This window comes from Sphingomonas sp. DMC8, from assembly GCF_056314185.1.
In genome coordinates this window covers 69,511-96,206 of the sequence record NZ_JBQUYV010000008.1, presented here as the reverse complement: position 1 = coordinate 96,206, position 26,696 = coordinate 69,511, and the positions used below count along the sequence as shown (strand labels likewise).

31 protein-coding genes and 1 tRNA gene are annotated in these 26,696 nt (G+C 66.2%); 17 read left to right on the top strand and 15 right to left on the bottom strand.

Features of this window, described 5'->3' with window-relative positions:
• Window position 1: 1 nt before the first annotated feature.
• Genes ACT53K_RS16455 through ACT53K_RS16440 form a run of 4 tightly spaced genes read right to left on the bottom strand, consistent with a single transcriptional unit; the run spans window position 2 to window position 3,214 of the window.
• The gene (locus ACT53K_RS16455) at window positions 2-1,225 is read right to left on the bottom strand and encodes a dihydroorotase (RefSeq protein WP_476229801.1); all 1,224 of its coding nucleotides are present in this window, start codon (window positions 1,223-1,225) and stop codon (window positions 2-4) included.
• On the bottom strand, window positions 1,222-2,211 hold the full coding sequence (locus tag ACT53K_RS16450) for an aspartate carbamoyltransferase catalytic subunit (RefSeq protein WP_476229800.1): 990 nt from the start codon (window positions 2,209-2,211) through the stop codon (window positions 1,222-1,224). Before ACT53K_RS16450 ends, ACT53K_RS16455 begins: the two co-directional genes overlap by 4 nt.
• A gap of 40 nt (window positions 2,212-2,251) precedes the next feature.
• Window positions 2,252-2,713, bottom strand: coding sequence for a Holliday junction resolvase RuvX (gene ruvX / locus ACT53K_RS16445; RefSeq protein ID WP_476229799.1), 462 nt, complete (start codon window positions 2,711-2,713; stop codon window positions 2,252-2,254).
• A gap of 39 nt (window positions 2,714-2,752) precedes the next feature.
• Window positions 2,753-3,214 (bottom strand): Lrp/AsnC family transcriptional regulator, encoded by a 462-nt coding sequence (locus ACT53K_RS16440; protein ID WP_476229798.1) that lies wholly within the window; start codon window positions 3,212-3,214, stop codon window positions 2,753-2,755.
• A gap of 126 nt (window positions 3,215-3,340) precedes the next feature.
• Here ACT53K_RS16440 and ACT53K_RS16435 point away from each other — a divergent pair, with 126 nt between their 5' ends.
• Window positions 3,341-4,402: a Glu/Leu/Phe/Val family dehydrogenase gene (locus tag ACT53K_RS16435; RefSeq protein ID WP_476229797.1), complete on the top strand. Its 1,062-nt coding sequence runs from the start codon at window positions 3,341-3,343 to the stop codon at window positions 4,400-4,402.
• 644 nt (window positions 4,403-5,046) lie between these two features.
• Here the strand turns inward: ACT53K_RS16435 and ACT53K_RS16430 are convergent.
• Window positions 5,047-6,159 (bottom strand): DUF3089 domain-containing protein, encoded by a 1,113-nt coding sequence (locus tag ACT53K_RS16430; RefSeq protein WP_476229796.1) that lies wholly within the window; start codon window positions 6,157-6,159, stop codon window positions 5,047-5,049.
• A 156-nt stretch (window positions 6,160-6,315) separates the two neighbouring features.
• Between ACT53K_RS16430 and gatC the strand changes: the two genes are divergently transcribed.
• Entirely contained in the window at window positions 6,316-6,603 is a 288-nt protein-coding gene (gene gatC, locus ACT53K_RS16425) for an Asp-tRNA(Asn)/Glu-tRNA(Gln) amidotransferase subunit GatC (RefSeq protein WP_476229795.1), read from the top strand.
• Window positions 6,600-8,081, top strand: coding sequence for an Asp-tRNA(Asn)/Glu-tRNA(Gln) amidotransferase subunit GatA (gene gatA, locus ACT53K_RS16420; protein ID WP_476229794.1), 1,482 nt, complete (start codon window positions 6,600-6,602; stop codon window positions 8,079-8,081). The genes gatC and gatA overlap by 4 nt, the downstream gene beginning before the upstream one ends.
• 193 nt (window positions 8,082-8,274) lie before the next feature.
• Here the strand turns inward: gatA and ACT53K_RS16415 are convergent, their stop codons facing one another.
• Window positions 8,275-9,231, bottom strand: a complete 957-nt coding sequence (locus tag ACT53K_RS16415; RefSeq protein WP_476229793.1) for a glycosyltransferase family 2 protein — start codon at window positions 9,229-9,231, stop codon at window positions 8,275-8,277.
• A 127-nt stretch (window positions 9,232-9,358) separates the two neighbouring features.
• Between ACT53K_RS16415 and gatB the strand changes: the two genes are divergently transcribed.
• The gene (gene gatB, locus ACT53K_RS16410) at window positions 9,359-10,870 is read left to right on the top strand and encodes an Asp-tRNA(Asn)/Glu-tRNA(Gln) amidotransferase subunit GatB (RefSeq protein WP_476229792.1); all 1,512 of its coding nucleotides are present in this window, start codon (window positions 9,359-9,361) and stop codon (window positions 10,868-10,870) included.
• A gap of 13 nt (window positions 10,871-10,883) precedes the next feature.
• Complete coding sequence (locus ACT53K_RS16405) at window positions 10,884-11,501, top strand: peptidylprolyl isomerase (protein WP_476229791.1); 618 nt, start codon at window positions 10,884-10,886, stop codon at window positions 11,499-11,501.
• 4 nt (window positions 11,502-11,505) lie between these two features.
• On the opposite strand, the gene ACT53K_RS16400 is transcribed toward ACT53K_RS16405, so the two are convergent.
• From ACT53K_RS16400 to ACT53K_RS16390, 3 genes are all read right to left on the bottom strand, one after another.
• Window positions 11,506-12,207 carry a Crp/Fnr family transcriptional regulator gene (locus ACT53K_RS16400; RefSeq protein WP_476229790.1) on the bottom strand — a complete coding sequence of 234 codons (702 nt, stop codon included), beginning with the start codon at window positions 12,205-12,207 and terminating at the stop codon, window positions 11,506-11,508.
• 147 nt (window positions 12,208-12,354) lie between these two features.
• Window positions 12,355-12,540 (bottom strand): hypothetical protein, encoded by a 186-nt coding sequence (locus ACT53K_RS16395; protein WP_476229789.1) that lies wholly within the window; start codon window positions 12,538-12,540, stop codon window positions 12,355-12,357.
• An 18-nt stretch (window positions 12,541-12,558) separates the two neighbouring features.
• On the bottom strand, window positions 12,559-12,738 hold the full coding sequence (locus ACT53K_RS16390; protein ID WP_476229788.1) for a hypothetical protein: 180 nt from the start codon (window positions 12,736-12,738) through the stop codon (window positions 12,559-12,561).
• Window positions 12,739-12,847: 109 nt separating this feature from the next.
• Here ACT53K_RS16390 and ACT53K_RS16385 point away from each other — a divergent pair.
• From ACT53K_RS16385 to queE, 6 genes are all read left to right on the top strand, one after another.
• Window positions 12,848-12,932 (top strand) — tRNA-Leu (locus ACT53K_RS16385).
• Between the two features lie 58 nt (window positions 12,933-12,990).
• Window positions 12,991-14,646, top strand: a complete 1,656-nt coding sequence (tig, locus tag ACT53K_RS16380; RefSeq protein WP_476229787.1) for a trigger factor — start codon at window positions 12,991-12,993, stop codon at window positions 14,644-14,646.
• A 207-nt stretch (window positions 14,647-14,853) separates the two neighbouring features.
• Entirely contained in the window at window positions 14,854-15,780 is a 927-nt protein-coding gene (locus ACT53K_RS16375) for an Hsp33 family molecular chaperone HslO (protein ID WP_476229786.1), read from the top strand.
• An 80-nt stretch (window positions 15,781-15,860) separates the two neighbouring features.
• Complete coding sequence (locus tag ACT53K_RS16370; protein ID WP_476229785.1) at window positions 15,861-16,289, top strand: hypothetical protein; 429 nt, start codon at window positions 15,861-15,863, stop codon at window positions 16,287-16,289.
• A gap of 157 nt (window positions 16,290-16,446) precedes the next feature.
• Window positions 16,447-17,130, top strand: coding sequence for a 7-cyano-7-deazaguanine synthase QueC (queC, locus tag ACT53K_RS16365; RefSeq protein ID WP_476229784.1), 684 nt, complete (start codon window positions 16,447-16,449; stop codon window positions 17,128-17,130).
• The gene (gene queE, locus ACT53K_RS16360; RefSeq protein WP_476229783.1) at window positions 17,127-17,759 is read left to right on the top strand and encodes a 7-carboxy-7-deazaguanine synthase; all 633 of its coding nucleotides are present in this window, start codon (window positions 17,127-17,129) and stop codon (window positions 17,757-17,759) included. The genes queC and queE overlap by 4 nt, the downstream gene beginning before the upstream one ends.
• Window positions 17,760-17,780: 21 nt before the next feature.
• On the opposite strand, the gene ACT53K_RS16355 is transcribed toward queE, so the two are convergent.
• From ACT53K_RS16355 to lipB, 3 genes are all read right to left on the bottom strand, one after another.
• Window positions 17,781-18,518, bottom strand: a complete 738-nt coding sequence (locus tag ACT53K_RS16355; protein WP_476229782.1) for a hypothetical protein — start codon at window positions 18,516-18,518, stop codon at window positions 17,781-17,783.
• A gap of 143 nt (window positions 18,519-18,661) precedes the next feature.
• The gene (locus ACT53K_RS16350; protein ID WP_476229781.1) at window positions 18,662-18,883 is read right to left on the bottom strand and encodes a hypothetical protein; all 222 of its coding nucleotides are present in this window, start codon (window positions 18,881-18,883) and stop codon (window positions 18,662-18,664) included.
• 104 nt (window positions 18,884-18,987) lie between these two features.
• Complete coding sequence (gene lipB, locus ACT53K_RS16345; protein WP_476229780.1) at window positions 18,988-19,632, bottom strand: lipoyl(octanoyl) transferase LipB; 645 nt, start codon at window positions 19,630-19,632, stop codon at window positions 18,988-18,990.
• A gap of 111 nt (window positions 19,633-19,743) precedes the next feature.
• Here lipB and ACT53K_RS16340 point away from each other — a divergent pair, with 111 nt between their 5' ends.
• On the top strand, window positions 19,744-20,574 hold the full coding sequence (locus ACT53K_RS16340; RefSeq protein WP_476229779.1) for a hypothetical protein: 831 nt from the start codon (window positions 19,744-19,746) through the stop codon (window positions 20,572-20,574).
• Window positions 20,571-21,320, top strand: coding sequence for a hypothetical protein (locus tag ACT53K_RS16335; protein WP_476229778.1), 750 nt, complete (start codon window positions 20,571-20,573; stop codon window positions 21,318-21,320). Before ACT53K_RS16340 ends, ACT53K_RS16335 begins: the two co-directional genes overlap by 4 nt.
• Here ACT53K_RS16335 and ACT53K_RS16330 read toward each other — a convergent pair.
• The 3 genes from ACT53K_RS16330 to ACT53K_RS16320 are packed head-to-tail and all read right to left on the bottom strand — an operon-like array spanning window position 21,287 to window position 23,173.
• Window positions 21,287-21,883, bottom strand: coding sequence for a GNAT family N-acetyltransferase (locus ACT53K_RS16330; protein ID WP_476229777.1), 597 nt, complete (start codon window positions 21,881-21,883; stop codon window positions 21,287-21,289). The genes ACT53K_RS16335 and ACT53K_RS16330 overlap by 34 nt on opposite strands.
• A gap of 1 nt (window position 21,884) precedes the next feature.
• Window positions 21,885-22,727, bottom strand: a complete 843-nt coding sequence (hemF, locus tag ACT53K_RS16325) for an oxygen-dependent coproporphyrinogen oxidase (protein ID WP_476229776.1) — start codon at window positions 22,725-22,727, stop codon at window positions 21,885-21,887.
• On the bottom strand, window positions 22,724-23,173 hold the full coding sequence (locus tag ACT53K_RS16320; protein WP_476229775.1) for a tRNA (cytidine(34)-2'-O)-methyltransferase: 450 nt from the start codon (window positions 23,171-23,173) through the stop codon (window positions 22,724-22,726). Before ACT53K_RS16320 ends, hemF begins: the two co-directional genes overlap by 4 nt.
• Before the next feature lie 220 nt (window positions 23,174-23,393).
• On the opposite strand from ACT53K_RS16320, the gene petA reads away from it, so the two are divergent.
• Genes petA through ACT53K_RS16300 form a run of 4 tightly spaced genes read left to right on the top strand, consistent with a single transcriptional unit; the run spans window position 23,394 to window position 26,674 of the window.
• The gene (gene petA, locus ACT53K_RS16315; protein ID WP_476229774.1) at window positions 23,394-23,978 is read left to right on the top strand and encodes a ubiquinol-cytochrome c reductase iron-sulfur subunit; all 585 of its coding nucleotides are present in this window, start codon (window positions 23,394-23,396) and stop codon (window positions 23,976-23,978) included.
• A gap of 12 nt (window positions 23,979-23,990) precedes the next feature.
• Window positions 23,991-25,280, top strand: coding sequence for a cytochrome b (locus tag ACT53K_RS16310; RefSeq protein ID WP_476229773.1), 1,290 nt, complete (start codon window positions 23,991-23,993; stop codon window positions 25,278-25,280).
• A gap of 15 nt (window positions 25,281-25,295) precedes the next feature.
• A complete protein-coding gene (locus ACT53K_RS16305; protein ID WP_476229772.1) occupies window positions 25,296-26,132 on the top strand; it encodes a cytochrome c1 in 837 nt (278 codons plus the stop codon).
• Window positions 26,132-26,674, top strand: coding sequence for an adenine phosphoribosyltransferase (locus ACT53K_RS16300; RefSeq protein ID WP_476229771.1), 543 nt, complete (start codon window positions 26,132-26,134; stop codon window positions 26,672-26,674). The genes ACT53K_RS16305 and ACT53K_RS16300 overlap by 1 nt, the downstream gene beginning before the upstream one ends.
• The last annotated feature ends 22 nt before the right edge of the window (window positions 26,675-26,696 follow it).

The following is a 26,696-nucleotide window of genomic DNA, read 5'->3' as shown; positions in this document are numbered from 1 at the left end:
TTCACCCGACCAGCGAACCACCCTTGTAGAGCTGCAATACCCGGCCTTGCGTCGGCAGACGGTCGAACGGGGTGTTGCCGGCCCGGGCATTCATGCGCCGCGCGTCGATAACCCAGGGCGTTTCCGGATCGAGCAGGATCAGGTCGGCGGGCATGCCGGCCTGCAGCACGCCGCTTTCCAGCCCCAGAATCCTGGCCGGATTGCCGGCTAGCAGCGTGAACAGCCGGTCGAGCGTCACATGCCCGTCGCGCACCAGCGTGAGCGAAAGGGCCAGCAGCGTTTCCGCACCGGCCATGCCGGGCTCGGCATCCGCGAAGGGCAGGCGCTTGGCTTCGGGGCCGCGCGGATCGTGGCCCGAGGCGATGACATCCACCGTTCCGTCGGCCACCGCCGCCAGCGCTGCCTGCCGGTCACTCTCGTCGCGCAGTGGCGGAGAGAGGCGGGCAAAGGTACGGAAATCGCTGACCGCAATGTCCGACAGCAGCAGATGCGCAGGGGTAATGCCGCACGTCACCTTCACGCCCCGGCGCTTCGCCGCGCGTATCAGGTCGAAACCCGCCGCGGTCGTCACCTGGCGGAAATGCAGTCGAGCGCCGGTTTCCTCCGCCAGCATCAGGTCGCGGCCGATCGCCAGTGCCTCGGCAATGGCGGGGGCGCTGGGCAGACCCAGCCGCGCCGCGGTCTCGCCCGCCGTCGCCACCGTGCCGTCGGCCAGCCCGCCATCCTCGGCATGGGCGACGACGGTCAGGTTCAGGTCGCGGGCGTAGAGCAGCACCTTTCGCATCGTGCCGGTATTGGCGATCCAGCGTCGCCCGGTCGCCACCGCACGGGCGCCAGCCGAAGCATTGATCGCGATTTCGCCCAGATCCTCGCCCGCCAGCCCGCGCGTGGCGGCGGCCAGCGGATGCACCCACAGCTCCGGCTTGCCCGACAGCGCGGCGCGGCGGACGATGCCGGGATCGTCGAGCACCGGCGACTGATCGGGCATCAGGCCGACGCGGGCGATGCCGCCGAACCGGCACGCCGCCTTGTCGACAGCGAACACGCCCAGATCGATTAGGGCAGGGGCAAGCACGCGCCCGCCGGCGTCGATCACCTCGGCATCGGCCGGGGCATCCACTGCGCCCACGGCAGCGATGGTTTCGCCCTGGACCAGCAGGTCGCCTTCGGAGATGCCGCCCTGCGGACAGACCAGCCGGGCATTGCGGAACAGGATGTTGCTCATGCCCAGCCCTCCACACCGCGTGCTCGTCGGGTCAGCACGTCGAGGCAGGCCATGCGCACCGCCACGCCCATTTCCACCTGCTCGGTAATCGCGCTGCGTTCCTTGTGATCGGCGACGATCGAGTCGATCTCGACCCCGCGGTTCATCGGGCCGGGGTGCATCACCAGCGCATCGGGCTTGGCGCGGGCGAGGCGCTCAGTGGTGAGGCCGTAGCGCATGTGGAACTCGCGGGTGGAGGGGATATAGCCGCCGGCCATCCGCTCGTTCTGGACGCGCAGCATCATCACCACATCGGCGCCCTCCAGTGCGGCGTCGAAGTCGGTGAAAGGCGTGACGAACATCCGGTCCATCGCCGGCGGCATCAGCGTGGAAGGCGCCACCACCCGCACCTCGGCCGCCAGCGCCGTCAGCGCCAGGATGTTCGAGCGCGCCACCCGGCTGTGCAGAATATCGCCGCAGATCACCACGCGCTGCCCCGCCACCGATCCGCGACGTCTCCGGATGGTGAGCGCGTCGAGCAGTGCCTGGGTGGGGTGTTCGTGCCAGCCGTCGCCGGCGTTGAGCACCGGGCAATCGACCTTGTCGGCAATCAGCCGTACCGCACCCGAGCTGGCGTGGCGGATCACGATCACGTCCGCCCGCATCGCATTCAGGGTGACGGCCGTGTCGATCAGCGTCTCGCCCTTCTTCACGCTGCTCTGGGCGGCATGCATGTTGACGACATCGGCGCCCAGCCGCTTGCCGGCGATCTCGAACGACAGGAGCGTCCGCGTCGAGTTCTCGAAAAAGGCGTTGATCTGGGTGAGCCCCTCCAGCCTTTTGTCGCTCTTGGCGCGGCTGCGGTTTGCCTCGACCCATTGTTCCGCCTCGTCGAGCAGGAACATGATCTCGTGCGGCTGGAGTCCCGAAATGCCGGTGAGGTGCCGGTGCGGGAAAACGGCGCTGCCCTGTATCTGGGCACCGGGGCGATGATCGGAGGTGTGCATTAAAGCCGTCGCCTAGACCCCGGCGCGGCCGGGCGCAAGGTCAGGCGTTGACCAGACCGTCGATCGCACCCTGAAGGATATAGGCGGCGGCCATCTTGTCGATCAGCTCGGCCCGTTTGGCGCGGCTGGCGTCCTGCTCGATCAGCGTGCGCTCGACCGCGACGGTGGACCATCGTTCGTCCCACATCAGGATCGGCAGGCCCATATCGGCGACATTGCGGGCGAAGGCGCGCGTCGACTGGGTGCGCGGGCTGTCGGTGCCGTCCAGATTGAGCGGCAGGCCGATCACCATGCCGCGCACCGCCTGCGCGGCGATCAGTTCGGCGAGCGCCGCCTTGTCCTTGGTGAACTTGGTGCGGCGAATCAGCAGGGCGGGGCTGGCGAAGCTCCAGCCGGCATCGCACAGCGCGGTGCCGATCGTCTTGGTGCCGACATCAAGGCCGATCAGGCGCCCGCCTTCGGGCAGCGCGGCGCGGAACTCGCTGGGAACGGTGGTGATCACCCGGCCGCTATACGGTGCGTGGCGGCGCGGTGCGAGCGTTCAGATCGGCAATTCGGTGGTCGACTTGATCTCCGACAGCGCGACGATCGAGTTGATTTCCTGCACGCCGGGCAATTTGCTAAGCTTTTCAAAGAAGAAGCGCTCATAGGCGTCAATGTCCTGAGCAACGATGCGCAGCATGAAGTCGACCGTCCCCATCAGCACATAGGCATCGAGCACTTCGGGAAAGCCGCGAATCGCCGCGCTGAACTCGTCGAGATTGGCGCGGCCATGCGCGTTGAGCTTCACCTGGGCGAAGATATGGGCGTTCAGCCCCACCTGCCGCCGGTCGACCAGCGCCACCCGCTTGCGGATCACCCCTTCGCGCTCGAGCCGGTCGACGCGGCGCCAGCAGGGGGAGGGGGACAAGCCGATCCGCTCGGCCAGCTCGGCGGTGGTCAGGCTCGCGTTGCGCTGCAATTCGCGAAGAATTTTGCGCTCCTGCGCATCGAGATCGATCATATTTTTCCACTTATCGCGAAAGAGTGGAAAATTTAACCCATAATCGTCGGGAGTTCCGGACAATCAGGCAAGCATCACCCCGTTACCCCTGCCACATTGCCCGCATCGCTGATGGAGGAATCGAAAATGGTGGTGCGGGTGCAGGGCGACAGCCCGGTCGACGAGGTGCTGGTGCTCAACGATGCGGAGGCGGGCCTCGACGGGGTGATCGCGATTCACTCGACCGTGCTGGGGCCGGGCGCCGGCGGTTGCCGGCTGTGGCACTATGCCGATGGCCAGGCGGCATTCGCAGACGCCGCGCGGCTGGCCGAGGGCATGAGCTACAAGAACGCGATGGCCGGCCTGCCGCTGGGCGGGGCCAAGGCAGTGCTGCGGCGGCCGGCGGGAAATTTCGACCGGGTGAAGCTGTTCCGCGCCTTTGGCCGCGCCGTTGCCCGGCTGGAGGGGCGCTATGTCACTGCCGAGGATGTCGGCACCAGCGTCGCCGACATGGAAGTGGTGGCGGGGGAAACGCGCCATGTCGCCGGGCTGGCGCAGCGCAGCGGGCGTCCGGGGGGCGATCCGTCGCCGCATACGGCGCGCGGCGTGTTCGTGGCGATGGCCCATGCCGCCCGCCGTCAGCTCGGCCGCGAACTGGGCGAATGCACCGTGGCGATCCAGGGCGTCGGCCATGTCGGCGAGGCGCTGGCGCATCTGCTCCACGCGGCCGGTGCCCGGCTGATCGTTGCCGATGTCGATTCGGACCGGGTGGCACATGTCGCCGTGGCGACCGGCGCCGAAGTCGCCTCGACCAGTCAGGTGCTGGCGGCCCGCGCTGACATCCTGGCGCCCTGCGCGCTGGGCGGGGTGTTCCACGCCGGCTCGGTCGATGCCGTGCGGGCGGCCATAGTGTGCGGCGCCGCCAACAACCAGCTTGCGACGCCCGAGGATGGCGAGCGGCTGGCGCGGCGCGGCATTCTCTATGCGCCCGACTATGTCGTGAATGCGGGCGGGATCATCAACGTCGCCGGGGAGTATCTCGGCTGGGCGTCGGACGAGGTAGCGGCCCGGGTCGAGGCGACGGGCGAGCGGCTGGCGGCGGTGCTCGACCATGCCGAGGCGCACGGCCTGGCACCCCATGCCGCCGCCGACAGCCTGGCCCGGCAGGCCATTGCCGCCGGCCGGGTCCGCACCCCGATCGCGGCGTGAGGGCGTATCTGCACGATCTCCAAAGTTTAGGAAGTTTAGGCTCGCGCGCAGTGAATCGCATTCCGCCTGTAACTCCCCTCCCTGCAAGGGAGGGGGCGGGGGTGGGTGCGCGCGTCTGCGCGCTACGAAGCTCTACATGCCTGGTCGACAGCAAGTCCCGCCGCCGATGGCGGCGGACCCACCCCCAGCCCCTCCCTGCAAGGCAGGGAGGGGAGTGATAGAGCCGAATGCGAGTGCCTTTTGGCGGGAAGTTGCGACGGTGCGGGTAGGTGAAGTTTAGGAAGTTTAGGCTCGCGCGCGTGTTTCGCCGCGTGGGGGCGGTGGTCGGGTGCGCCGGGCTTGGGACAGCCTCTCTCGATCCTCCCCCGCCGGGGGGAGGTGTCAGGCTCAGCCTGACGGAGGGGGAGGAAGCACATGGCTGGTTGGTCGCAGACCGCCCCCTCCGTCGCCTTCGGCGCCACCTCCCCCTGGCGGGGGAGGATTGTTGTCCCTGCGCGATTCGTGAAGTTCAGGAAGTTCAGGCTCGCGCGCGTGCGCGCTAGGATGCTGGTTCTCACGGGTTCAAAGAGCGTGCTCCCAAACGGAGAGATTCCGAACATATGGGGAACATTTTGCTATCTGCAAGGTGCCGGCTCTCGCTGCCCTTACCCCTTCCGCGCCTCGAACGCCGCCAGCCGCCGCGCGGCATCCATGCGGATATTGGCCCAGAACAGGCTGTAGTCGAACACATGATAGTTGTTCCCCGGCAGCACATATTGGCCGAAATCGGGGGGCGAGGTGCCGATGGTCAGGATGCCGCGGCCTTCGCAGCGCGCCGGGATGCGCCCGGCCTCCAGATGCGCCGATTGCAGGTTCAGGTCCGGGATCAGCGCACCCAGATTGGCGCTGGCGGGCGCGCTGTCGTCGGGCTTGCCGGTGATCGGGTTGGTGCACAGCATCTTCGTGCCGGCGCGCGGCTTGCCGGTGAAGCCGGTGGTCGCGTCGAACGTGTCGACGATCAGTGCCGGATCGGCTGGCTCGGCGAAGCTTTGCCACGACAGGATACAGCCGGGCTGGTCGGGGCGAGTGCAGGCGGGCAGGCCCATTTTCGGCAGGTCGGCGGTCAGCGAGACCGGCCAGCCGACGACATAGGCGGCAACCACGCGCTGCTGGAGCGGGGTGCCCGCGACTCGCTCGGCCAGCAGCCGCGCGAGATGGAGCGCGCCCTGGCTGTGGCCGGCCAGGATGATCGGCCGGTCGCCGGCTTCGTGCAGAAACTCCTCGAACGCCGCCAGCACGTCGCGATAGGCGAAGTCGAGCGCCTGTTGCGCCTGCGTCTTGCTGGTCAGGAAGGCGCCGAAGGTCGCCTGCCGATAGCGCGGCGCCCAGATAGCCGCCACGTCGTTGAACGCGCTCGCCTGGCCGCGCAGGAACAGCGCGGCGCGGTTATTGGCATCGACATTGTCGAGCGGCGCGTTCCAGCGCTGGTTGTCGAGGAACGAAGTGGGGTGGATGAAGAACAGCGCGGCCTTGGGCGCCGTCGCCGGGCTGTGGCCGGCGGGAGTCCAGAGCGCGGGGTTGCCGGGCTTGTCGGGCCGGGCAATCCACATGTCGGCGCGGGCATAGCTGCGCGGCGAGGCGGGCGGCAGATCGACCACCGCCGCCGAAGGCACCATGAACTGGCGCAACAGCTGCACGCCGTAGAGCCGGTAGGCAAACATGGAAGCAACGCCGAGCATGATCAGGATCGCAACCGCATAGAGGAATTTCCGGGCCAATCGGCCTCTCCATTGTGCATTGCAGCATAAACAGGCGGGGACGCAATCGCGTTCCGGTCAGTGTTGCGTGCGAAGGATGCAACCGCAAGCACCTTGATGCGCGATCTGCAACCGCAGGCGCTTGAAGGGGCGCGGCGCGGCTGATAGGCGCAGGCCATGTCCGTAGATACCGCAACCGTGAAGAAAGTGGCGAATCTGGCGCGCATCGCGATCAGCGACGCCGAAGCCGAGCGCCTCGCGCCCGAACTCAACAACATCCTCGGCTGGATCGAGCAGCTTGGCGAAGTCGACACGCACGATGTCGCGCCGATGACTGCGGTGATCCCGAACACGCTGCGCCTGCGCGCCGACGTGATCACGGATGGCAACCAGCGCGATGCGGTGCTGGCGAATGCGCCGCAGGGCGAACATGGCTTCTTCACGGTTCCGAAGGTGGTGGAATGAGCGCGCTGACTGATCTGGGCGTCGCCGCCATTCGCAACGGCGTGCGCGACGGCGAATTTTCGGCGCGCGAAGTGGCCGAGGCGTTCAATGCGGCGGTTGCCGGTGCCAAGGCGCTCAACGCCTTCATCGTCGAGACGCCCGAGCATGCGCTCGCCGCCGCCGATGCCGCCGACAAGGCGCGCGCCGCGGGCGAGACGCTGAAGCCGCTGGCCGGCGTGCCGATCGGCATGAAGGATCTGTTCGCCACCAAGGGCGTGCAGACCACCGCCGCCAGCCACATCCTCGAAGGCTTCACCCCGGTCTATGAATCGACCGTCTCGCACAAATTGTGGGAAGCGGGCGCGGGCATGCTCGGCAAGCTCAATCTCGACCAGTTCGCGATGGGCTCGTCGAACGAGACCAGCTATTTCGGCAATGTGATCTCGCCGTGGCGGCGGGGCGAGGGCGATACCACGCCGCTCGCGCCCGGCGGCTCCTCGGGCGGCAGCTCGGCGGCCATCGCCGCCCGCCTGTGCCCGGCGGCGACCGGCACCGACACCGGCGGCTCGATCCGCCAGCCGGCGGCGTTCACTGGCATTTCGGGTATCAAGCCGACCTATGGCCGCTGCTCGCGCTGGGGCGTGGTGGCGTTTGCCTCCTCGCTCGACCAGCCGGGGCCGATGGCGCACGACGTGCGTGACTGCGCGATCCTGCTCGAGGCGATGGCGGGCTTCGATCCCAAGGATTCGACCTCGCTCGACATGGCGGTGCCGCACTGGGAGGCCGGGCTTTCCGCCGATCTGCGCGGCAAGCGCGTCGGCATTCCGGCCGAATACCGCATGGATGGCACGCCGGCCGAGATCGAGGCGCTGTGGCAGCAGGGCATCGCCTGGCTGAAGGATGCCGGCGCCGAGATCGTCGAGGTCAGCCTGCCGCATACCAAATATGCGCTGCCGGCCTATTACATCATCGCGCCGGCCGAGGCTTCGTCGAACCTCTCGCGCTATGACGGCGTGCGTTATGGTCTGCGCGAGCTGGCCGAGGGCCAGAACCTGCACGAAATGTACGCTGCCACCCGCGCCGCCGGCTTCGGTGACGAAGTGAAGCGGCGTATCCTGATCGGCACCTATGTGCTGTCGGCCGGCTTTTACGATGCCTATTACACCCAGGCGCAGAAGGTCCGCACGCTGATCGCGCGCGACTTCGACAATGCCTGGAGCCAGTGCGACCTGCTGCTGACCCCGACTGCGCCGAGCGCGGCGTTCGGGCTGGGCGAGAAGGTCGATCCGCTGGCGATGTACCTCAACGACGTGTTCACGGTGCCGGCGAGCCTGGCAGGCGTGCCGGCGATGAGCGTGCCGGGCGGGCTCGACGCGGCGGGCCTGCCGCTGGGGCTGCAGATCATCGGCAAGCCGTTCGACGAGCAGGGCGTGCTCAACGCCGGCCTGGCGATCGAGCAGCGCGCGGGCTTCACGGCGCGGCCGAAGGTGTGGTGGTGAGATAGTTCCCCTCCCTGCAAGGGAGGGGTTAGGGGTGGGTCCGCCGCCTTCGGGCGGCGGGTCTCGCTTTCCCCGAGCAAACGAGTCTTCGAAGCGCGCGGACGCGCGCACCCACCCCCGGCCCCTCCCTTCCAGGGAGGGGAGCGAGACAGCGCGTTGTAATCATGGTGCCCCTCCCCGTGCCGGGGAGGATTTATCCTTGCACGATCGGCACGGCCAGATAGGCCAGCCGCCGCACTTCGCGCCGGCCGCGCACCACCGTGTCGAGGATCAGCCCGGTAAAGACGCTCAGCGTCGCGACGATCGCCAGCCCCGTCACCAGCACCGCCGTCGGCAGGCGCGGCACCTGGCCGGTGTGCCAGTAGGTTACGGCCAGCGGCACCGCGAGCAGGAGCGCGAGCAGCGCCAATACGCCGCCGATGCTGCCGAAGAACAGGATCGGCCGCTCGATCCGGAACAGGTTCACAATCGTGCGCAGGATGCGCCAGCCGTCGCGATAGGTGGACAGCTTCGAGGTCGAACCCTCGGGCCGGGCGGCATAGGCAGTCACAACCTCGGCCACCGGCATGCGCAGTTCCAGCGCGTGGATGCTGATCTCGGTCTCGATCTCGAACCCCGAGGACAGCACCGGGAAGCTCTTCACGAACCGGCGCGAGAAGACGCGGTAGCCGGAGAGAATGTCGCTGAAGCTGCGGCCGAACAGCCGCGCCAGCATGCCGGTGAGCATCCGGTTGCCGAACCGGTGGCCGCGTCGATAGGCCAGTTCCACTTCGGACTTGCGCGCGCCCACCACCATGTCGAGCTGTTCGTCGAGCAGCCGCTCGATCAGGAGCGGCGCGGCGGCGGCGTCATAGGTCAGGTCGCCGTCGGAGAGCACATACACGTCCGCCTCGATATCGGCGAACATGCGGCGCACGACATTGCCCTTGCCCTGCATTCGCTCGCTGCGGACCACCGCCCCGGCGGCGCGGGCGACCTCTATCGTGCGGTCGGCGCTGTTGTTGTCGTACACATAGACGGTCGCGCCCGGCAGGCTGGCGCGGAACGCCTCGACCGTGCGGGCGATCGCCACCTCTTCGTTGTAGCAGGGGAGCAGCACCGCCACGCGCAGGCCCGCAAGCCGATCCCCAAATCCAGCCGTCACTGCCATTCCCCGACCCTAACCGATGCGCGGCGCCTAATCGACTCCGTGCGGGTGCGCAATTGGGCGCTGGACGTTCCGGCGTCGACGCGCGATAGGCAAAGCCACGATATTCCCTTTACCTTGTGAAGAGCACATGGCGACCAAGACTGCATCGAGCTACCGAATTCAGGGCGATACCGGCGAATGGGAGGTCGTGATCGGCCTTGAAGTCCATGCGCAGATCACCTCGCACGCCAAGCTGTTCTCCGGCGCGGCGACGGCATTCGGAGCCGAGCCGAACAGTCAGGTCAGCCTGGTCGACGCGGCGATGCCGGGGATGCTGCCGGTGCTCAACCGCGAGTGCATCCGCCAGGCGGTGCGCAGCGGCATGGCGATCGGCGCGGTGATCAACAAATGGTCGCGGTTCGACCGCAAGAACTATTTCTACGCCGACAACCCTCAGGGCTATCAGATCAGCCAGCTCTACCACCCGCTGGTGGGCGAGGGGCAGATCACGATCAGCCTGGACGAGAAGGACCCCGAGGCCGAGGTGAAGACCATCGGCGTCGAGCGCATCCATGTCGAGCAGGACGCCGGCAAGCTGATGCACGACCAGCATCCGACGCGCTCCTATGTCGACCTCAACCGCGCCGGCGTGGCGCTGATGGAGATCGTGTCCAAGCCCGACATGCGCTCGCCGGCCGAGGCGGGGGCGTATCTCAGCAAGCTGCGCGCGATCCTGCGCTATGTCGGCTCGTGCGACGGCAATATGGACCAGGGCTCGATGCGCGCCGACGTCAACGTCTCGGTCCGCAAACCGGGCGACCCGTTCGGCACCCGCACCGAGACGAAGAACGTCAACTCGGTCCGCTTCGTGATGCAGGCGATCGAATATGAGGCGCGCCGCCAGGTCGAGGTGATCGAGAGCGGTGGCCGCGTCGTCCAGGAAACCCGCCTGTTCGATCCCGACAAGGGCGAGACGCGGTCGATGCGCTCGAAGGAAGATGCGCAGGACTATCGCTACTTCCCCGATCCCGACCTGCTGCCGCTGGAACTGGACGATGCGTTCCTCGAGGAATGCCGCGCCAGCCTGCCCGAGCTGCCCGACGCCAAGCGCCGCCGCTACGAGGAATCGCTGGGCCTCAGCGCCTATAACGCCGCGGTGCTGACCGCCGAGGCGGAAACGGCGCGCTGGTTCGAGGCGCTGCTGGCCGAAAGCGCGCGGATCCAGAAGAAGGGCGAACAGGAAGTGGCGCGCGCCGCGGCCAACTGGCTGCTCTCGGACCTGTACGGGGCGCTCAATCGCCTCGGCAAGGGTATCGACGAGAGCCCGGTGAGCCCCGAACAGGGCGCCGAACTGCTCGCGCTGGTCGCCGACGGCACCATTTCGAACACGCTGGGCAAGCAGGTGTTCGAGATCATGCTGGAAACCGGCGACGCGCCGGGCAAGATCGTCGAAGAGCGGGGCATGAAGCAGACCAGCGACACCGGCGCGATCGAAGCAGTGATCGCCGAGGTGCTGGCCAAGAACCCCAACCAGCTGGAGCAGTATCGCGGCGGCAAGGAAGCGCTGTTCGGCTTCTTCGTCGGCCAGACGATGAAGGCGATGGGCGGCAAGGCCAACCCCGCCGTGGTCAACGAGCTGCTGAAGAAGGCGCTGAGCTAAAGGGGGTGAGGGGATGCTGCGTCGGTTGTTGATACTGGCCCTGTGCCTGTTCCTGCTGGCGGCGTCCGCGCAGACCGCGCCGGGGCCGGCAGCCCCTGCCGCCAATCCGCGCGTCGCCATCGAAACCAGCGCCGGGCGGATGGTGGTTGAGGTGTATCTCGACAAGGCGCCGGTGAGTGCCCGCAACTTCCTGCGCTATGTCGATGCCAGGCGGCTGGACGGCGTGGTGTTCTATCGGGTCGCCAAGGTCGCGGACCATTTCGGGTTCGTGCAGTTCGGCGTGCAGAATGCGCCGGCGAAGATGTTTCCGCCGATCAAGCATGAACCGACCAGCGAGACCGGGATCAAGCACCTCGACGGCACGCTTTCCATGCCGCGGCTGAAGCCCGGCAGCGCGCGGGGCGAGTTTACGATCATGGTGGGCGACCAGCCCTCGTTCGATGCCGACCCGTCGAAGCCCGGCGACAATCTGGGTTATGCCGCGTTCGGCCGGGTGATCGAGGGCAGCGAGGCGCTGATGAAGATTTTTGACGCACCCGTCTCGCCGACCAAGACGGTGCAGGGCACGTTCAAGGGCGAAGTGCCCGAGGCGCCGGTGAAGATCCTCAGCGCGCGGCGGATCGCGGGCTGAGGCGTCAGCGGGGGCGGGTTTCGAGGTAGAGATAGGCGGGGTCGAACTCCGCCAGTTGCTGCAGTGCCTCGAAATCCTGCAGCGTTACGCGGCCGCCGCGAAACTCGACCAGCCCGCGTTCGCGCAGCTCGCGCAGTACCCGATTCACGTGGACGGGGGTGAGCCCCAGGCATTCGGCCAGTTCGGCCTGGCTGATCGGCAGATCGTAGCCGCGCGGATTGGAAAGGCCGACCACGCCGAGCCGCACCTGCAACTCGCAGAACAGATGCGCCGCGCGCTGGATGGCCGATCGGCGGCCGAGCGATACTTCCCATTCGCGGTGGATGCACGCATCGACATTGGTCGAAAACCACATGACGCGGGTGAGGTGGGGGAGCCTTTCGGTAATCTCGGTCAGCCGCGCATGGGGCGCCCGTGCGACGACGCAATTGGTGAGCGCCATCACCGAGTGATCGAGTCGTTTCAGCGTGAAGCCGTGCAGATCGGCGAAATCGCCGGCGACATGGATATGCGTGATCTGGCGCTGGCCCTCGCTCAGATCCTTGTAGCGGGCGAGCAGCCCGTCGAGGAGAAGCGTGGAATGCTCGATCTCGACTCCGGCGCGCACCAGCACTTGCCCGGCCGGGTGCGAGCGGGTGTCGACGATTGCGCCGCGCAGCGCCTCTTCCTCCTCGGCGCTGATCGCGTCACGCAGACGAAGCTTCATCAGGTGCTTTTCTAGCATCTATCTCCGCCTTCTGTTCAGGACGCGGTCACCCTCACCCTTCCGGCGCTTCGCGCCTCCTTCCCTCTCCCATTGGGAGAGGGAAGGGGCCCGCCGCCGCAGGCGATGGGAAGGGTGAGGGCGACCCCGCTATTCCTGATTCTTCACAATCCCGTCCGCCCCGCCTTCACCGGCGATATCGGCTCCGGCATCGGCAAGCGGTGAAGTCTCGGCACCGCCCTTGGCGGCATCGGCGGCATCGGCGCGCGCTTCTACGGCCTGCTGGATGTCGGGGCGGGGATCGTCGCGGTCACGTTCTTCTGCATCTTTGGCCATGGCGCTTTTCCTTATCCGTCAGGCGATCGGCTGCCCGGGCGCGGTGCCCGGGTCGCCGGCGGGCTGCGGGGCCGGCACGTCGATGTCCGGCGCGGGCGGCACGATTTCGGGCGATGCCGGGTCGGGCGTGCCCGGCGCCGGTACCGGCGGAAACTCGGGTTCGGGCTGGGTGGGTTGGACGGGGGGCTCTACGGGCAAAACGGCTCTCCTTTTGCCGATCCCAACGCGGTACGATCGCGAACGTTGCTTCCGCGCTTGCCCACAGCCCCATGACTGCTATAGAGCCCGCCGACCGGCGGTGTCCCCTGCGGGCGTGGCGGAACTGGTAGACGCGCTGGATTTAGGTTCCAGTATCGAAAGATGTGGGGGTTCGACTCCCTTCGCCCGCACCAGTCCTTCGCGGCTGTGTGTGGTACACCGCAATTCCGATTCCTTTGAGAAAGCGTGAGAATGCAGACTGTCGAGACGTTGAACGAGGGCCTGAAGCGCGCCTACACGCTGAAGATCACGGCGCAGGATATCGACTCGAAGGTCGATGCCGAAGTGAAGCGCGTCGCGCCGCAGGTGCGTATGCCCGGCTTCCGCCCCGGCAAGGTGCCGACCAACTTGGTCCGCAAGATGCACGGCGAAGCGCTGGCGCAGGACGCGCTCAACAGCTCGATCCAGGAAGGCATCCAGCAGCTGATCGCCGAGCACAAGCTGCGTCCGGCGATGCAGCCGTCGGTAAGCCTGGAGGGCGAGTACGCCCCCGGCGCCGACGCCGAGATCAAGGTCGAGCTGGAAGTGCTGCCCGACGTCCCGACTCCGTCGATCGAAGGCCTGAAGCTCGAGCGGCTGACCGTGCCGGTCAGCGACTCGGAACTGCAGGAGCAGCTCGAACAGCTCGCCAGCAACCAGAAGCGCTGGGAAGACGCCCCCGAAGGCCATGCCGCGGCGACGGGCGACCAGGTCGTCATGGACTTCGTCGGCAAGGTCGACGGCGTTGCCTTTGAAGGCGGCACCGGCGAGGGCATGGCGGTCGAGCTCGGCTCGGGCCGTCTGATCCCGGGCTTTGAAGAGCAGCTGACCGGCGTGAAGGTTGGCGAAGAGAAGGTGCTGAACGTCACCTTCCCGGAAGATTACGGCGCCAAGAACCTGGCCGGCAAGCCGGCGACGTTCGAGGTCAAGGTCACTGCGGTGCAGACCGCGGGCGAGACCGTGATCGACGACGAAATGGCCAAGGCGTTCGGCCTGCAGGATCTGGAGCAGCTCAAGGGCCTGCTCAAGGGCCAGATCGAGCAGCAGCTCAACGGCCTGACCCGCACCCATATGAAGCGCAAGCTGCTCGACCAGCTCGCCGCCGGCCATGACTTCCCGGTCCCGCCGTCGATGGTCGAGGCCGAGTTCGACCAGATCTGGCATCAGCTGGTCCACGAGACCGAGCATGAGGAAGATCCGGCCGCAGCGCTGGCCGAGCTGGAGAATGAGCGGGAAGATTACCGCGCGATCGCCGAGCGTCGCGTCCGCCTGGGTCTGCTGCTCAGCGAAATCGGCACCGCCAATGGCGTTGAAGTCACCGCGCAGGAAATGAACCGCCTGATCGCGCAGGCCGCGCAGCAGTACGGCCCGCAGGATCGCCAGCGCTTCATCCAGTATATCCAGCAGGAGCCGATGGCGGCTGCCCAGCTGCGCGCGCCGTTGTTCGAGGACAAGGTCGTCGACTTCCTGTTCGAAAAGGCCGAGATCAGCGACCGCGAAGTGACTCGCGAGGAGCTGGAAGCGGCGATCGAGAGCGAAGACGGCTTCGCGTCGGGCACCCATGTGCACGACCATGACCACGATCACGATCACAAGCCGGCCAAGAAGAAGGCTGCCAAGAAGGCAGATGCCGAGGGCGATGCGCCGGCGGCCGAGGAAGCCAAGCCCGCGAAGAAGCCGGCCGCCAAGAAGGCCGCTGCCAAGGATGCAGCGGAAGCTGCCCCTGCCGAGGCGGAAGCGGCTGCCGAGCCGGTGAAGAAGGCGCCGGCCAAGAAGGCTGCGCCGAAGAAGGCCGAAGCGGCCGAGGGCGAGGAAGCCCCGGCCAAGCCGAAAAAGGCACCGGCCAAGAAGAAGGCCGACGCGGAATAAGACAGAAGGGGCCGGGACGAAAGTTCCGGCCCTTTTTGCTTCTGTGGCGCGCCAGGGGCGGGGGCGTCGGCGCGGTGCGGCCGGGATGGATTGTTTCCCGCCGCCAAACCCCTATCTAGCGCTCCGAACCCCAAAGCTGCGTTCGCCCCGGAACGCGCGGAGTCTCTCGACTTCTCGCGGCCCCCGGCGAATTGCCGGAGACGTACCGTGACCAACCCCGTTCCCGCCGCCGATCTCGATCGCGTGACCGGCTTTGCCATTCCCGACCGCCATGTCCGCGGCCGCGTCGCGCGGCTGGGGCCGGTGCTGAACGAGATTCTTTCGGCCCATGCCTATCCGGCGCCGATCGAAAAGCTGCTGGCCGAGGCGCTGACGCTGACCGCGCTGCTCGGCAGCACGCTGAAGGATGCCGAAGGGCAGATGACGCTGCAGGCGCAGACCCAGCGCGGCATCGTCAGCCTGATGGTGTGCGATTACCAGAACGGCGCGCTGCGCGGCTATGTGCAGTTCGACGCCGTGCGGCTGAGCCAGCTCGGCAAGAACCCGTCGCTCAAGTCGCTGTTCAACGGCGGCTCTCTGGCGGTGACGTTCGACCAGGCGCTGACCAAGGAGCGCTATCAGGGCATCGTGCCGCTCGAAGGCGCTTCGATTGCCGAGGCGGCGCAAAGCTACTTCCTCCAGTCGGAACAGATCCCCACGCTGGTGCGGCTGGGCGTGCGGAAGGACAAGGCCACCGGTCAGATGATCGCCGGCGGCCTGTTCCTCCAGCATCTGCCGGAAGGCGAGGTGGGGCGCGAGCGGCTGCATGTGCGGCTCGACCATCCCGAATGGCAGCATGTCGAGGCGCTGGGCAGCACCATGGGCGCCGACGAACTGGCCGATCCGGCGATCTCGCTGGAAGGGCTGGTGTGGCGGCTGTTCAACGAGGAAGAGGAAGTGCGGCTACTGGCCGGCAACGACCTGTCGCGCGGCTGCCGCTGCGGCGCGGACTATATCCAGCAGGTGCTCGCGAAGTTCCCTGAAGAGGAGCGGGCGGCGATGGCAGACGAGGGAGGCGTGATCAAGGTGAACTGTGCCTTTTGCTCCAAACAGTTCCCGGTCGCTCTTGCGGATTTCATTCCACCAGCGTTGTAAAGCTGTAATTCACCTATGATATGATGCGTAACGGAACGGCACCGCGCGAGCGGTGCCGCGCTCGAGTGGAGTGAATGCGGGTGAGCAAGAGTAAGCTATGGGTAAGCCTGGCGGCCATGGCCGGACTGGCGCTGGGAACAGGCATTGCCATTGCCGGGCAGGCGGCGCAGTCCGCGGCGAAGCGCAGCATCGATCTGCCGGCCGTCAACATGGTCCAGAAGGGCAAATGGGTGCTGCGCAATTCCGAAGGCAAGGAGCAGACCCTGTGCGTGCGCGATTCCTATCAGCTCCTGCGCCTCAACCATAGCGAACTGGCGTGTCAGCCGCTGGTGCTGGAAAGCGCGGCCAGCCGCGCCACCGTGCGGCAGAGCTGCGCCGGCCATGGCACGGTGCTCACCCGGCTGGTGGTGGATACGCCCCGCTCGCTCTCGATCGACACGCAGGGCGTGATCGACGGGCTGCCTTTCTCCGAAACCTTCGACGCGCGGCGGGTCGGCGATTGCGCCTAGTGGCGCTTACCTGGTCTTAACCCTGTTGCGGTAGAGGTAGCTTGCTCTTGCGAGAGCGGATTTCCTCTCTGGCATTGGTTTTCCCATCCTGACTCAGGGCCGCTCTCTCCGGGGGCGGCCCATTTTGCTTTGCAGCAAAAACGGGTAGATGCGCGCGATGAGCAATAGTGTGGCAATCGCCCTGATTTCGGGCGGACTGGATTCGATGGTGTCGGCGGCGCGTGCCCGGGAAGACGGGCACCGGCTGTTCGCGCTTTCGATCGATTACAACCAGCGGCATCAGGTCGAACTGGCCGCGGCGCGGCGAATCGCCGCGACGCTGGGCGCCGAACGCCATGTCGTGATGCCGCTCGACCTGCGCGCTTTCGGCGGATCGGCGCTGACCGACGAGATCGCCGTGCCGAAGACCGGGGTGGGCGAGGACATACCTGTCACCTATGTGCCGGCGCGTAACACGATCTTCCTCAGCCTGGCGCTGGGCTGGGCCGAGGCGGCGGGGGCCCGCGACCTCTATATCGGCGTCAACGCGCTCGATTATTCGGGCTACCCCGATTGCCGGCCGGAATTCATCGCCGAGTTCGAGAAGCTGGCCGAAGTGGCGACCAAGGCCGGGGTGGAAGGCGCGCCGTTCCGCATTCGCGCGCCGCTCCAGCACATGAGCAAGGCCGATATCGTCCGCGAGGCGGCGCGGCTGGGGCTCGATGCCGGGATGAGCTGGTCCTGCTACGATCCGGCGCCCGGCGGGGTGCATTGCGGCCTGTGCGACAGCTGCCGGCTGCGGATGCGCGGTTTCGAGGAAGCGGGGCTGCCCGATCCCACCCGTTACGCCACCCGGCCATGAGCTACGCGGTCAAGGAAATCTTCCTGACGCTGCAGGGCGAAGGCGTGAATGCCGGCGCGCGGGCGGTGTTCGTCCGCTTCGCCGGCTGCAATCTCTGGTCGGGGCGCGAGCAGGACCGGGCGAGCGCGATTTGCCGGTTCTGCGACACCGACTTTGTGGGCGTCGACGGCGCCGGCGGCGGCCGGTTTGCCGATGCGGCGGCGCTGGCGGATATGGTGGCGGAGCATTGGGGGCCGGGCGGCGACCGGCGCTTCGTCGTGCTGACCGGCGGCGAACCCATGCTGCAGGTCGATGATGCACTGGTCGCGGCACTGCATGCGCGGGGCTTCCGCATTGCGATCGAGACCAACGGCACGCTGGCAGTGCATCCCGGCATCGACTGGGTCTGCGTCAGCCCCAAGGCGGGCAGCACGGTGGTCCAGCAGCAAGGCGATGAACTGAAGCTGGTATGGCCGCAGGCGGGCGTCGATCCCGCTGCGCTGGAGGCATGGGACTTCGCCCATTTCCTGGTGCAGCCGATGGACGATGCGGCGGCGGCGGCGAATGCGCGGGCCGCGATCGATCTTGCGCTGGCGCGGCCGCGCTGGCGGCTGACGCTTCAGAACCACAAGACGCTGGGGCTGCGCTGATCGGGCGCAGCCCCGGCGGGGTTATTGGGGCAGGGGGCCGCACTTGCGCGGCTGATATTCCTCACGCCGCCAGCAGCGCTCATTGCCGAAGGGCGGCAGCGGGCGCATGCCGGGCATGATGATCGCGGTGCGACGGCTGCGGAAATATTGCTCGCCCCAGGCGGCGAGGCTGGCGCGCAGCTCGCGCATCCGGGCGGCCGCTACGTCGCCCAATTTGCCGCGCGGCGCGAACACTGCGTCCTGGCCGATTGCGGCGGCAGTCTGGCAAAAAGAGAGCTGTCCTGAGACAGTCGAGAAACCGGAATAAACCCGCGTCCCGAAACGATCAAATTCCGTATCGGCGACCTTTTTATTCTTGTTTGTTCTTGTGAAATATTTTTGGACCGTTTCGAGTGAATTGGCCAGTTCTACTTTGTGATCGCGCAATACGGCCTGATAGTTTTCCAGGCTGAGCAGCGATGGCGAAAAAGCGCATTGCAGTGCAGCAACGTTGAGTGCCGCGCGGAGATTCCACACCAGCGCCGCGCGCAATTCCGCCGGCGTTGCACCGGGCAGCGCGGGGCCGGTCATCCCGGGTTCCTCGCCGGTCACCGGCGCGGCCGAAAGGTCGACAGGTTTCAGGAAGAACTGCGCCGAGGCGGGCGTGGAAAAGCAGAAAACAGCCGCGATTGCGGCGGTGAAGGCAATAGGCCGAACGAGCATTCCGCCCCTCATAATTGTCATGAAACCGCTCGTAGGGCGTTTCGATTCGTCGCCCAAGCCCCTTTTTTCAGGCAGGATTCGAATATGCGGTGAAATGTGGATTTTGTGCCGTGCCCAGGCCGGAGCCGCAGCCGCTGCAAATGGAAAGAGGCCGTCCGGTCGCCCGGACGGCCCCTTCGAAACACGCTTTCGCGCGATGATTACATCGCGTTGCCAGCGACGTTGGCAGTGCCGTTGTCGGCGGCGTTGTCAGCCGGGGTCTCAACGTTGCCAACCATCGCGTCGGTCGCGCCATTGTCCGGAGCAACGACTTCGGTGGTGTTGTTGACAGCCGTGGTCTCGTTGTTGGTGCACGCCGAGGCCAGGAGGGCCGCACCGGCGATCATCGAACCAGCAACGATCTTCGAAAGGACTGCACGCATTTAGATAGCTCCCTAGATAGTGGATTTGGACGACGGTTTACGCCGTTAATACCCAAACCGGACTGGACATTAGACGGTTCGGGGCACACCCTCAAGACTCGATTTCACTCGGTGCAAGCCAGACCGTCTAAAAATGGCAAAAATGTGGCCTCCAACGCGGCGTCGAATCGATCCGCCGAAATCGGGCGCCCCAGAGCCACAGTGCTCGTAACGGGATATTCGGCGATCCCGCAAGGGACGATTCCCGCGAAATGGGTAAGATCGGGATCGAGGTTCACGGCAAAGCCATGCAGCGTCACCCATTGGCGGATGCGCACGCCGATCGCGCCGATCTTCGCCTCCTGGCCCCGATCGAGTGTCCAGATGCCGATCCTGCCCGGCGCGCGGAACGCCTCGATGCCGCATTCCCCCAGCGCCGCGATCACCCAGCCTTCGATGGCATGGACATAGTTGCGCACATCGCGCCGCCGCTTGCGCAGGTCGAGCACGACATAGCCGATCCGCTGGCCGGGGCCGTGATAGGTGTAGCGCCCGCCGCGGCCGGCGCGGTGAACGGGAAAACGCGGGTCAAGCATCTCGACCGGATCGGCACTGGTGCCGGCGGTATAGACTGCGGGATGTTCGAGCAGCCATACCAGTTCGCGCGCGGCGCCCGCCGTTACCGCGGCGGCGCGTGCCTCCATGGTCTGCAGAGCCTCACCATAGTCCACCTGCTGCGGCTCGACCCGCCATTCGATATCCTGTTGCATCACATGTTGCATCACAAGGGGCCGATTGCGCCGATCCGTCGCCCAGCGCAAGCATTGGCAAGCCCGGCGGCGGGGGCTAACAGGCAGGAAGCCGACAAGGGGTGCAGGCATATGGTGAAGATGGGAACCGTCTGGGATCGGACGGTCGAGTTTCTGGGCGACAACCTCGGTACGATCCTGCCGACGGCGCTGCTCGCCTTCTTCGTGCCCGCCTCGATCACGATCAATCTGGATGTGGTGATCCGTACGGCATCGCCCATGCTGGCGGCGCAACTGACGCTCCTCGAGCTGCTTTTCGCATTCGTCTCGATCTGGGGAACGTTGACGATTACCGGTCAGGCGGTCGGCACGCAGGGGCAGCGCGCCGGAGCGGTTGCACGGCAGCGCCTGTTTCCGGCGCTGGCGCAAAGCATATTGCTGGGCGTGGGCATTGCCCTGCTGGCGCTGCCGGCAGTCGTCATCCTCGCCATAAGCGGCGTCGATTTCGCTGCGGTCGGGCGGGGTATGGCGCCGCAGATCGCGCCTTCCGCCGCCCTGGCCGTCAGCCTCTACTCGGTCCTGGCCCTCGTCATCGGCATCTGGCTGGTTTCGCGTTTCTCGATCGCGCAGGCGGTTCTGGTGCAGGAAGGCGGGGCGCTGCGCTCGCTGGTGCGCGCCTGGGCGCTGACGCGCGGTTATGCGCTGCGTATCGCCGGCGTGCTGATCCTGCTCGGCGTACTGGCGGCGGTGTGTCGGCTGGCGGCATCCACGGTCTTTGGCAGCGTGTTTGCGTTGCTGATCGGCAACGATTCGGAGGGCCTTTCGTTGGCGAGCGTTCTGACGTCGATCGTGACGGCAGCGGTACAGGCGAGTTTCATGACGGTTTTCGCAGTTTTTCTGGCCAAGCTGTATGTCGCGCTGGCCGCCCGGGCGCCGCTGGAAGACGAGGTGCTTGCCGCGTGACCTTGCGATTTGCGGAACTGTTTGCCGAAGCCGGTGCATTGTGGCGTGCGGAGCGCCAGTTGCTGCTCCGGATCGCCGGCGTGTTCTTCGTGCTGCCGATGCTGGGGATCATTCTGCTGATCGCCAATGCCGGCATTCCCAACAATGTGCCGGCAGAGCAACTGAGCGAAGCCTTCAACGCCTTTTATGCGCGGTTCACTCAGGCTAATCTGGTGCCGCTCGCGCTATCCAATTTCGCCATGGATTACGGCATATTCGCCGTACTGACCCTCTATCTGCAACGGGATGGACGCACGCTCGGCGCGGTCCTCGCCGATAGTCTGCGCCGCTTGTTTCCGTTTCTGGTGCTCGATCTGCTGATCGGGCTGGCCCTTTCGCTCGGCCTGTCGCTGTTCGTGCTGCCGGGGCTGTTCCTGTTCGCGCGCACCTGGCTGGCCGCACCTGCCTATGCCGCCGATCCGCAAGCGGGGCTGGTGTCGGCGGTGCGGGAGGGGTGGCGCCGCAGCGCAGGCATGGGCTGGCTGGTGATTCTGTTCGCGACCGGGGCGGTTCTGATCGCCGGAGTCGCGGCATTGGCGCTTGCCAGCGTCGTCACCGGGCTGGTCGGTGCGGCAATCGGCGGCGGGCAGGTGGCGGAAGCGATCAGCTTTGTCGCGCTGTCGATCGTCGCAGGGCTCGTCTGGGCGGCGCTCACCGTGCTGCGCGCTGCCGCCTATCGGGTAACGGGGCCCAGACAGGGAATGTGAGGCGCCGTGTCGGGCGGCAGCACCCCGGCGATGCGCGGATCGACGAACGTCTCGATGGTCCGCTTGTACGGCACGAAACCATGGCGCCGGTAAAAGCCGAGCGCGCCGGGATGGTCGAGCGTGCAGGTGTGCACCCATACGCGCGTCACTTCCTTGCGCCAGGCAAAGGCGAGCGCCTGCGCCATCAGCCAGTTGCCATGGCCCTTGCCGGCAAGTTCGGGCACCAGCCCGAAGAAGGAAAGCTCGCAGGTGTTGGCGACCCGAAAATCCAGTTCCAGCAGCCCCAGCTCGATGCCCGCCCGATCGACCACCGCATAGATGGCGATGGCGGGATCATCGAGAATCCGGCGCAGTGCCGCCTCCTCCATCACCAGCCGCGAGAACCAAAGCCAGGGCGCGCCGACGCGGCGAAACAGGGCGCGATATTTGTCGTTTGCGGGTGCGGACCAGTGGACGAGGCGGAAGGGCGCGGTCGGCACCGGGCGCGGTTTCGGCCGCTCGAGCATTTCGAGCGAGGTGACGATCGTGGCGATCTGATCGTTGGCGACCGGCAGCAGGCCCATCTCAGCTCCAGGCAGTCAGCGGCGGCAGGCTCATCAGAATCGCGTCGACATTGCCGCCTGTCTTGAGGCCGAACAGCGTGCCGCGATCATAGATCAGGTTGAATTCGGCGTAGCGGCCGCGCCATTCGAGCTGACGCTGGCGATCGGCATCGTCGAACGGCTGATGCATCCGCCGCCGCACCAGCTTCGGGAAAATGTCCAGAAACGCGCGGCCGACATCCTGGGTGAAGGCGAAATCTGCTTCCCACTCGCCTTCCAGATGATCGTAGAAAATGCCGCCGACACCGCGATGCATGTTGCGGTGCGGGATGAAAAAATAGTCGTCCGCCCAGGCCTTGAAGCGGGGGTAATAGGCCGGGTCGTGCGCGTCGCACGCCGCCTGCAACCGGGCGTGGAAATCGGCGGTGTCTTCGGCATAGGCGATCGGCGGATTGAGATCGGCGCCGCCGCCGAACCAGCGCTTCGTGGTGGTCAGGAAGCGCGTGTTCATATGCACGGCCGGCACATGCGGATTTGCCATGTGCGCGACCAGACTGATGCCGGTGGCGAAGAAGCGCGGGTCTTCGCCCGCGCCGTGGATGGTCTTGGCGAACTCGCCTTCGAATGCGCCGCCGACGGTGGAGACGTTTACGCCGACCTTTTCGAACACGCGGCCCTTCATCACGCCCCGCACGCCGCCGCCGCCGGGTGCGCCGGTCGAGTCGTTGCGGTCCCAGGGCAGATACTCGAAACGGGCATCCGAGCCGGCCTCGCGCTCGATTGCCTCGAACTCTGCGCAAATCGAATCGCGCAGGCTCTCGAACCAGTTGCGCGCGCGTTGCTGTTGCTCGTCCAATGCGATCACTGTGGAAATCCCTCCGTCTGGCGCAGCGCCTCCGCCAGACCGATGCCCGCTGCGACGGCAAGGTTCAAGGACCGGAGCCCCGGCCGGATGGGGATGCGCACTGCCAGATCAGCACGGTCGTGCACGAAATCGGGCGCGCCGGCGCCTTCGGAACCGAACAGCAGCGTATCGTCCCCCGCAAAGCGCGCCTGGGGCAGGGGGATGCCGCCGCGGGTAGTGAACAGCACGATGCGACCGGGCACGCGCGCGGTGAACGCTTCCCAGTCGGCATGGCGGACAATCTCCGCCTGTTCGCCATAGTCCATGGCGGCGCGGCGATGGGCGCGATCACCAAAGGGGAAGCCGAGCGGCTCGATCAGATCGACGGCGACGCCCATGCATGCAGAAAGCCGCAAGATCGTGCCGACATTGCCCGCAATTTCGGGCTGGAAAAGCGCTAGTCGCATGGTGCGTTGCAATAGAACCGGAACGCGCCGCTAGGGAAGCTTGGCATGTTCAATACAGCTCCGACATACGCAAAATCCCTGTTGGCAAAGCTGTCTCGCGCCGTCTATCAACTCGGGCCAAGCCACCGGGGGCACCGGGCGGCATGGGGCGATTGTATCGCTCGCGTCCGATTACCCGCGCATCCGACGCGGTATAGTTCTGAAGTGCAAGGGCTAACGCATGGCAACGCTTGAAGATGGTGTTCCTCCCGAACAGACGGTCGGCCCGGGTGGTGAACTTCTCGCCAATCCCCGCCGCCGCGACTATCTGACCTATGCTGCAACGGCAGTGGCGGCGGTTGGCGCCGGTGTCGTGGTGCTGCCGCTGGTCAACTCGATGAATCCTTCAGCCGACGTGCTGGCACTGTCGAGCACCGAGGTTGATCTTTCCAAGATCGAAGCCGGGCAGGCGGTGAAGACGAGCTTCCGCAAGCAGCCGCTTTTCGTTCGCCACCTTACACCGAGTGAAATCGCCCAAGCGGATGCCGTGCCGGTCTCCAGCCTGCGCGATCCGCAGACGCTGGAACAGCGCACCAAGGCGGGCAAGAAGCAGTGGCTGATCACGCTGGGCGTATGCACCCATCTGGGCTGTGTGCCGCTGGGCGCGGGCGAGGGCGAGAATCGCGGGCCGTTCGGCGGCTATTTCTGCCCCTGTCATGGCTCGGCCTATGATACCGCCGGGCGCATCCGCCAGGGGCCGGCACCGAAGAATCTCGAGGTGCCCAAATATGAATTCACGTCAGACACTGTCGTCGTGGTCGGGTGAGGATAGACGAGCATGAGCTTTCCCTGGGCGCGCCATTATGAGCCGAAGAACCCGGTGATGAAGTGGGTGGACGAACGTCTGCCCCTCCCGCGGTTCGTCTATAACGCCATCGGTGCCGGCTATCCGGTGCCGCGCAACCTCAACTATTTCTGGAATTTCGGTGTGCTGGCCGGCGTTGCGCTGGTCGTGCAGATCGTCACCGGCATCGTGCTGGCGATGCATTTCCACAGCTCGGCCGCGGGCGCGTTCGAATCGGTCAACGGTACGATCATGCGCGACGTGAACGCCGGCTGGTTCCTCCGTTTCGCGCACGCCAACGGCGCCAGCATGTTCTTCATCGTGGTCTACATCCACATCTTCCGCGGCCTCCATTACGGATCGTACAAGGCGCCGCGCGAGATGATCTGGCTGCTCGGCGTCGTGATCTTCCTGCTGATGATGGCCACCGCCTTCATGGGCTATGTGCTCCCCTGGGGGCAGATGAGCTTCTGGGGCGCGCAGGTGATCACCGGCTTCTTCTCGGCGATACCGGTGGTGGGCGACTGGATCCGCATCTGGCTGCTCGGCGGCTATGCGCCCGATGACGCCGCGCTCAACCGCTTTTTCTCGCTCCACTATCTGCTGCCGTTCGTGATTGCGGGTGTCATCATCCTGCACATCTGGGCGCTGCACATTCCGGGTTCGAGCAACCCGACCGGCGTGGAAGTGAAGGGCGAGCAGGACACGGTGCCGTTCCACCCCTATTACACCGCGAAGGACGGGTTCGGCGTCGGCGTGTTCCTGATCATCTTCTCGGTCCTGCTGTTCTTCTATCCGGACTATCTGGGCCACCCGGACAACTACATCCCGGCCAACCCGCTTTCGACGCCGGCGCACATCGTCCCCGAATGGTATTTCTGGCCGTTCTACGCGATCCTGCGCGCCTTCACCGCAGACTTCATTCTGCCGGCGAAGCTGTGGGGCGTGCTGGCGATGTTCGGCTCGATCCTGCTGCTGTTCTTCCTGCCCTGGCTCGATCGCTCGCCGGTGCGTTCGGCCAATTACCGGCCGATGTACCGCGTCGCCTTCTGGGTGCTGGTGCTGGACGTGCTGGTGCTGGGCTGGTGCGGCGGTTCGCCCGCGGAGCCGATGTACGTGATCATCAGCCAGATCGCGGCGGCCTATTATTTCGCACATTTCCTGATCATCGTGCCGATCATCTCGCGGATCGAAACGCCGAAGCCGCTGCCGAACTCGATTACCGAGGCGGTGCTGGGCGGCAAGGGCGGCTCGCGCATCAGCGAAACCGCAGCGACCGCGTAAAGGGGGCAGGGAACAATGACGTCGATCTTTCTACGCTCGATCAAGTTCCTGATCGGCCTTGCCTTTGTCGGCGTGCTGCTGATCGCCCTGATCGGCAGCATCTCGGGCCTGATCAAGGATCCGCCCAAGGACACCGCCGAAAAGGTGCTGCACAAGGCACCCAAGGAGCTGGACCTCCCTTCGAACGGGCCGTTCGGCAAGTTCGACCTCGCCCAGCTCCAGCGCGGCTTCAAGGTCTACAAGGAGGTCTGCTCGACCTGCCACTCGCTCAGCCTGGTCGCCTTCCGCAACCTGAAGGACATCGGCTATAGCGACGCGCAGGTGAAGAAGATCGCCAAGGACTGGGGCGCCAAGCAGCCGGTGTTCGATCCCAAGGCGGGCACCTGGGGCGAGCGCGACAATGTGCCGTCGGATCATTTCCCGAAGGTCTATTATGCCGGCACCGGCAATCCGCCGGACCTGAGCCTGATCACCAAGGCGCGGCATGAAGGCCCGGCCTATGTCTATTCGCTGCTGACCGGCTATGACGAAAAGCCCGATGCAGAGAAGGCCGCCAAGTTCCCGGACGTGATGAAGACGCCCGAGGGCATGCACTTCAACCCCTATTTCGCGAACCTCAACATCGCGATGCCGCCGCCTTTGACCAGTGACGGGCAGGTGCAGTTCGACGACGGCACCGCCTCGACCAAGGACCAGATGGCGAAGGACGTTGCCGCCTTCCTCGTCTGGACCGCCGAGCCGACGATGCAGGTGCGGCACCAGGCCGGGTTTGCGACCGTGATCTTCTTGCTGTTTGCCACCGGGCTCGCCTATGGCGCGTACCTCACTGTGTGGCGCGGCGTGAAGCATTGATGGACATCGACCAGAACCAGGACATTCGCAGTCTGATTCGCACGATCCCCGACTTTCCGAAGCCGGGGATCATGTTTCGCGACATCACCACGCTGCTGCTCGATGCGGACGGGCTGAAGCGGACCATCCAGCGGATGGCGGCGCAGGTGGCGGGTGAAGTCGACCTGGTCGCGGGCATCGAGGCACGCGGCTTCCTCTTCGGCGCGGCACTGGCGATGGAGCTTGGCACCGGCGTGCTGCTGGTGCGCAAGGACGGCAAGCTGCCCGGCGCGACCATCGCCGAGGACTATGCGCTGGAATATGGCACCGATCGCATCGCGATTCACGCCGATGCGCTGGCACCCGGCGCCCGTGTGCTGCTGGTCGACGACCTGATCGCCACCGGCGGCACCGCAAGGGCGGCGGTCCGGCTGCTGCGCAAGGCCGGGGCCGAAGTCACCCAGGCCGCGTTCGTGGTCGACCTGCCCGAACTGGGCGGCGCCGATGCGCTGCGCGGCGAGGGGATCGCCGTTTTCGCGCTGGTCGCCTTTGACGGGCATTGATCGTTCCGTCTCTGGAACTTTT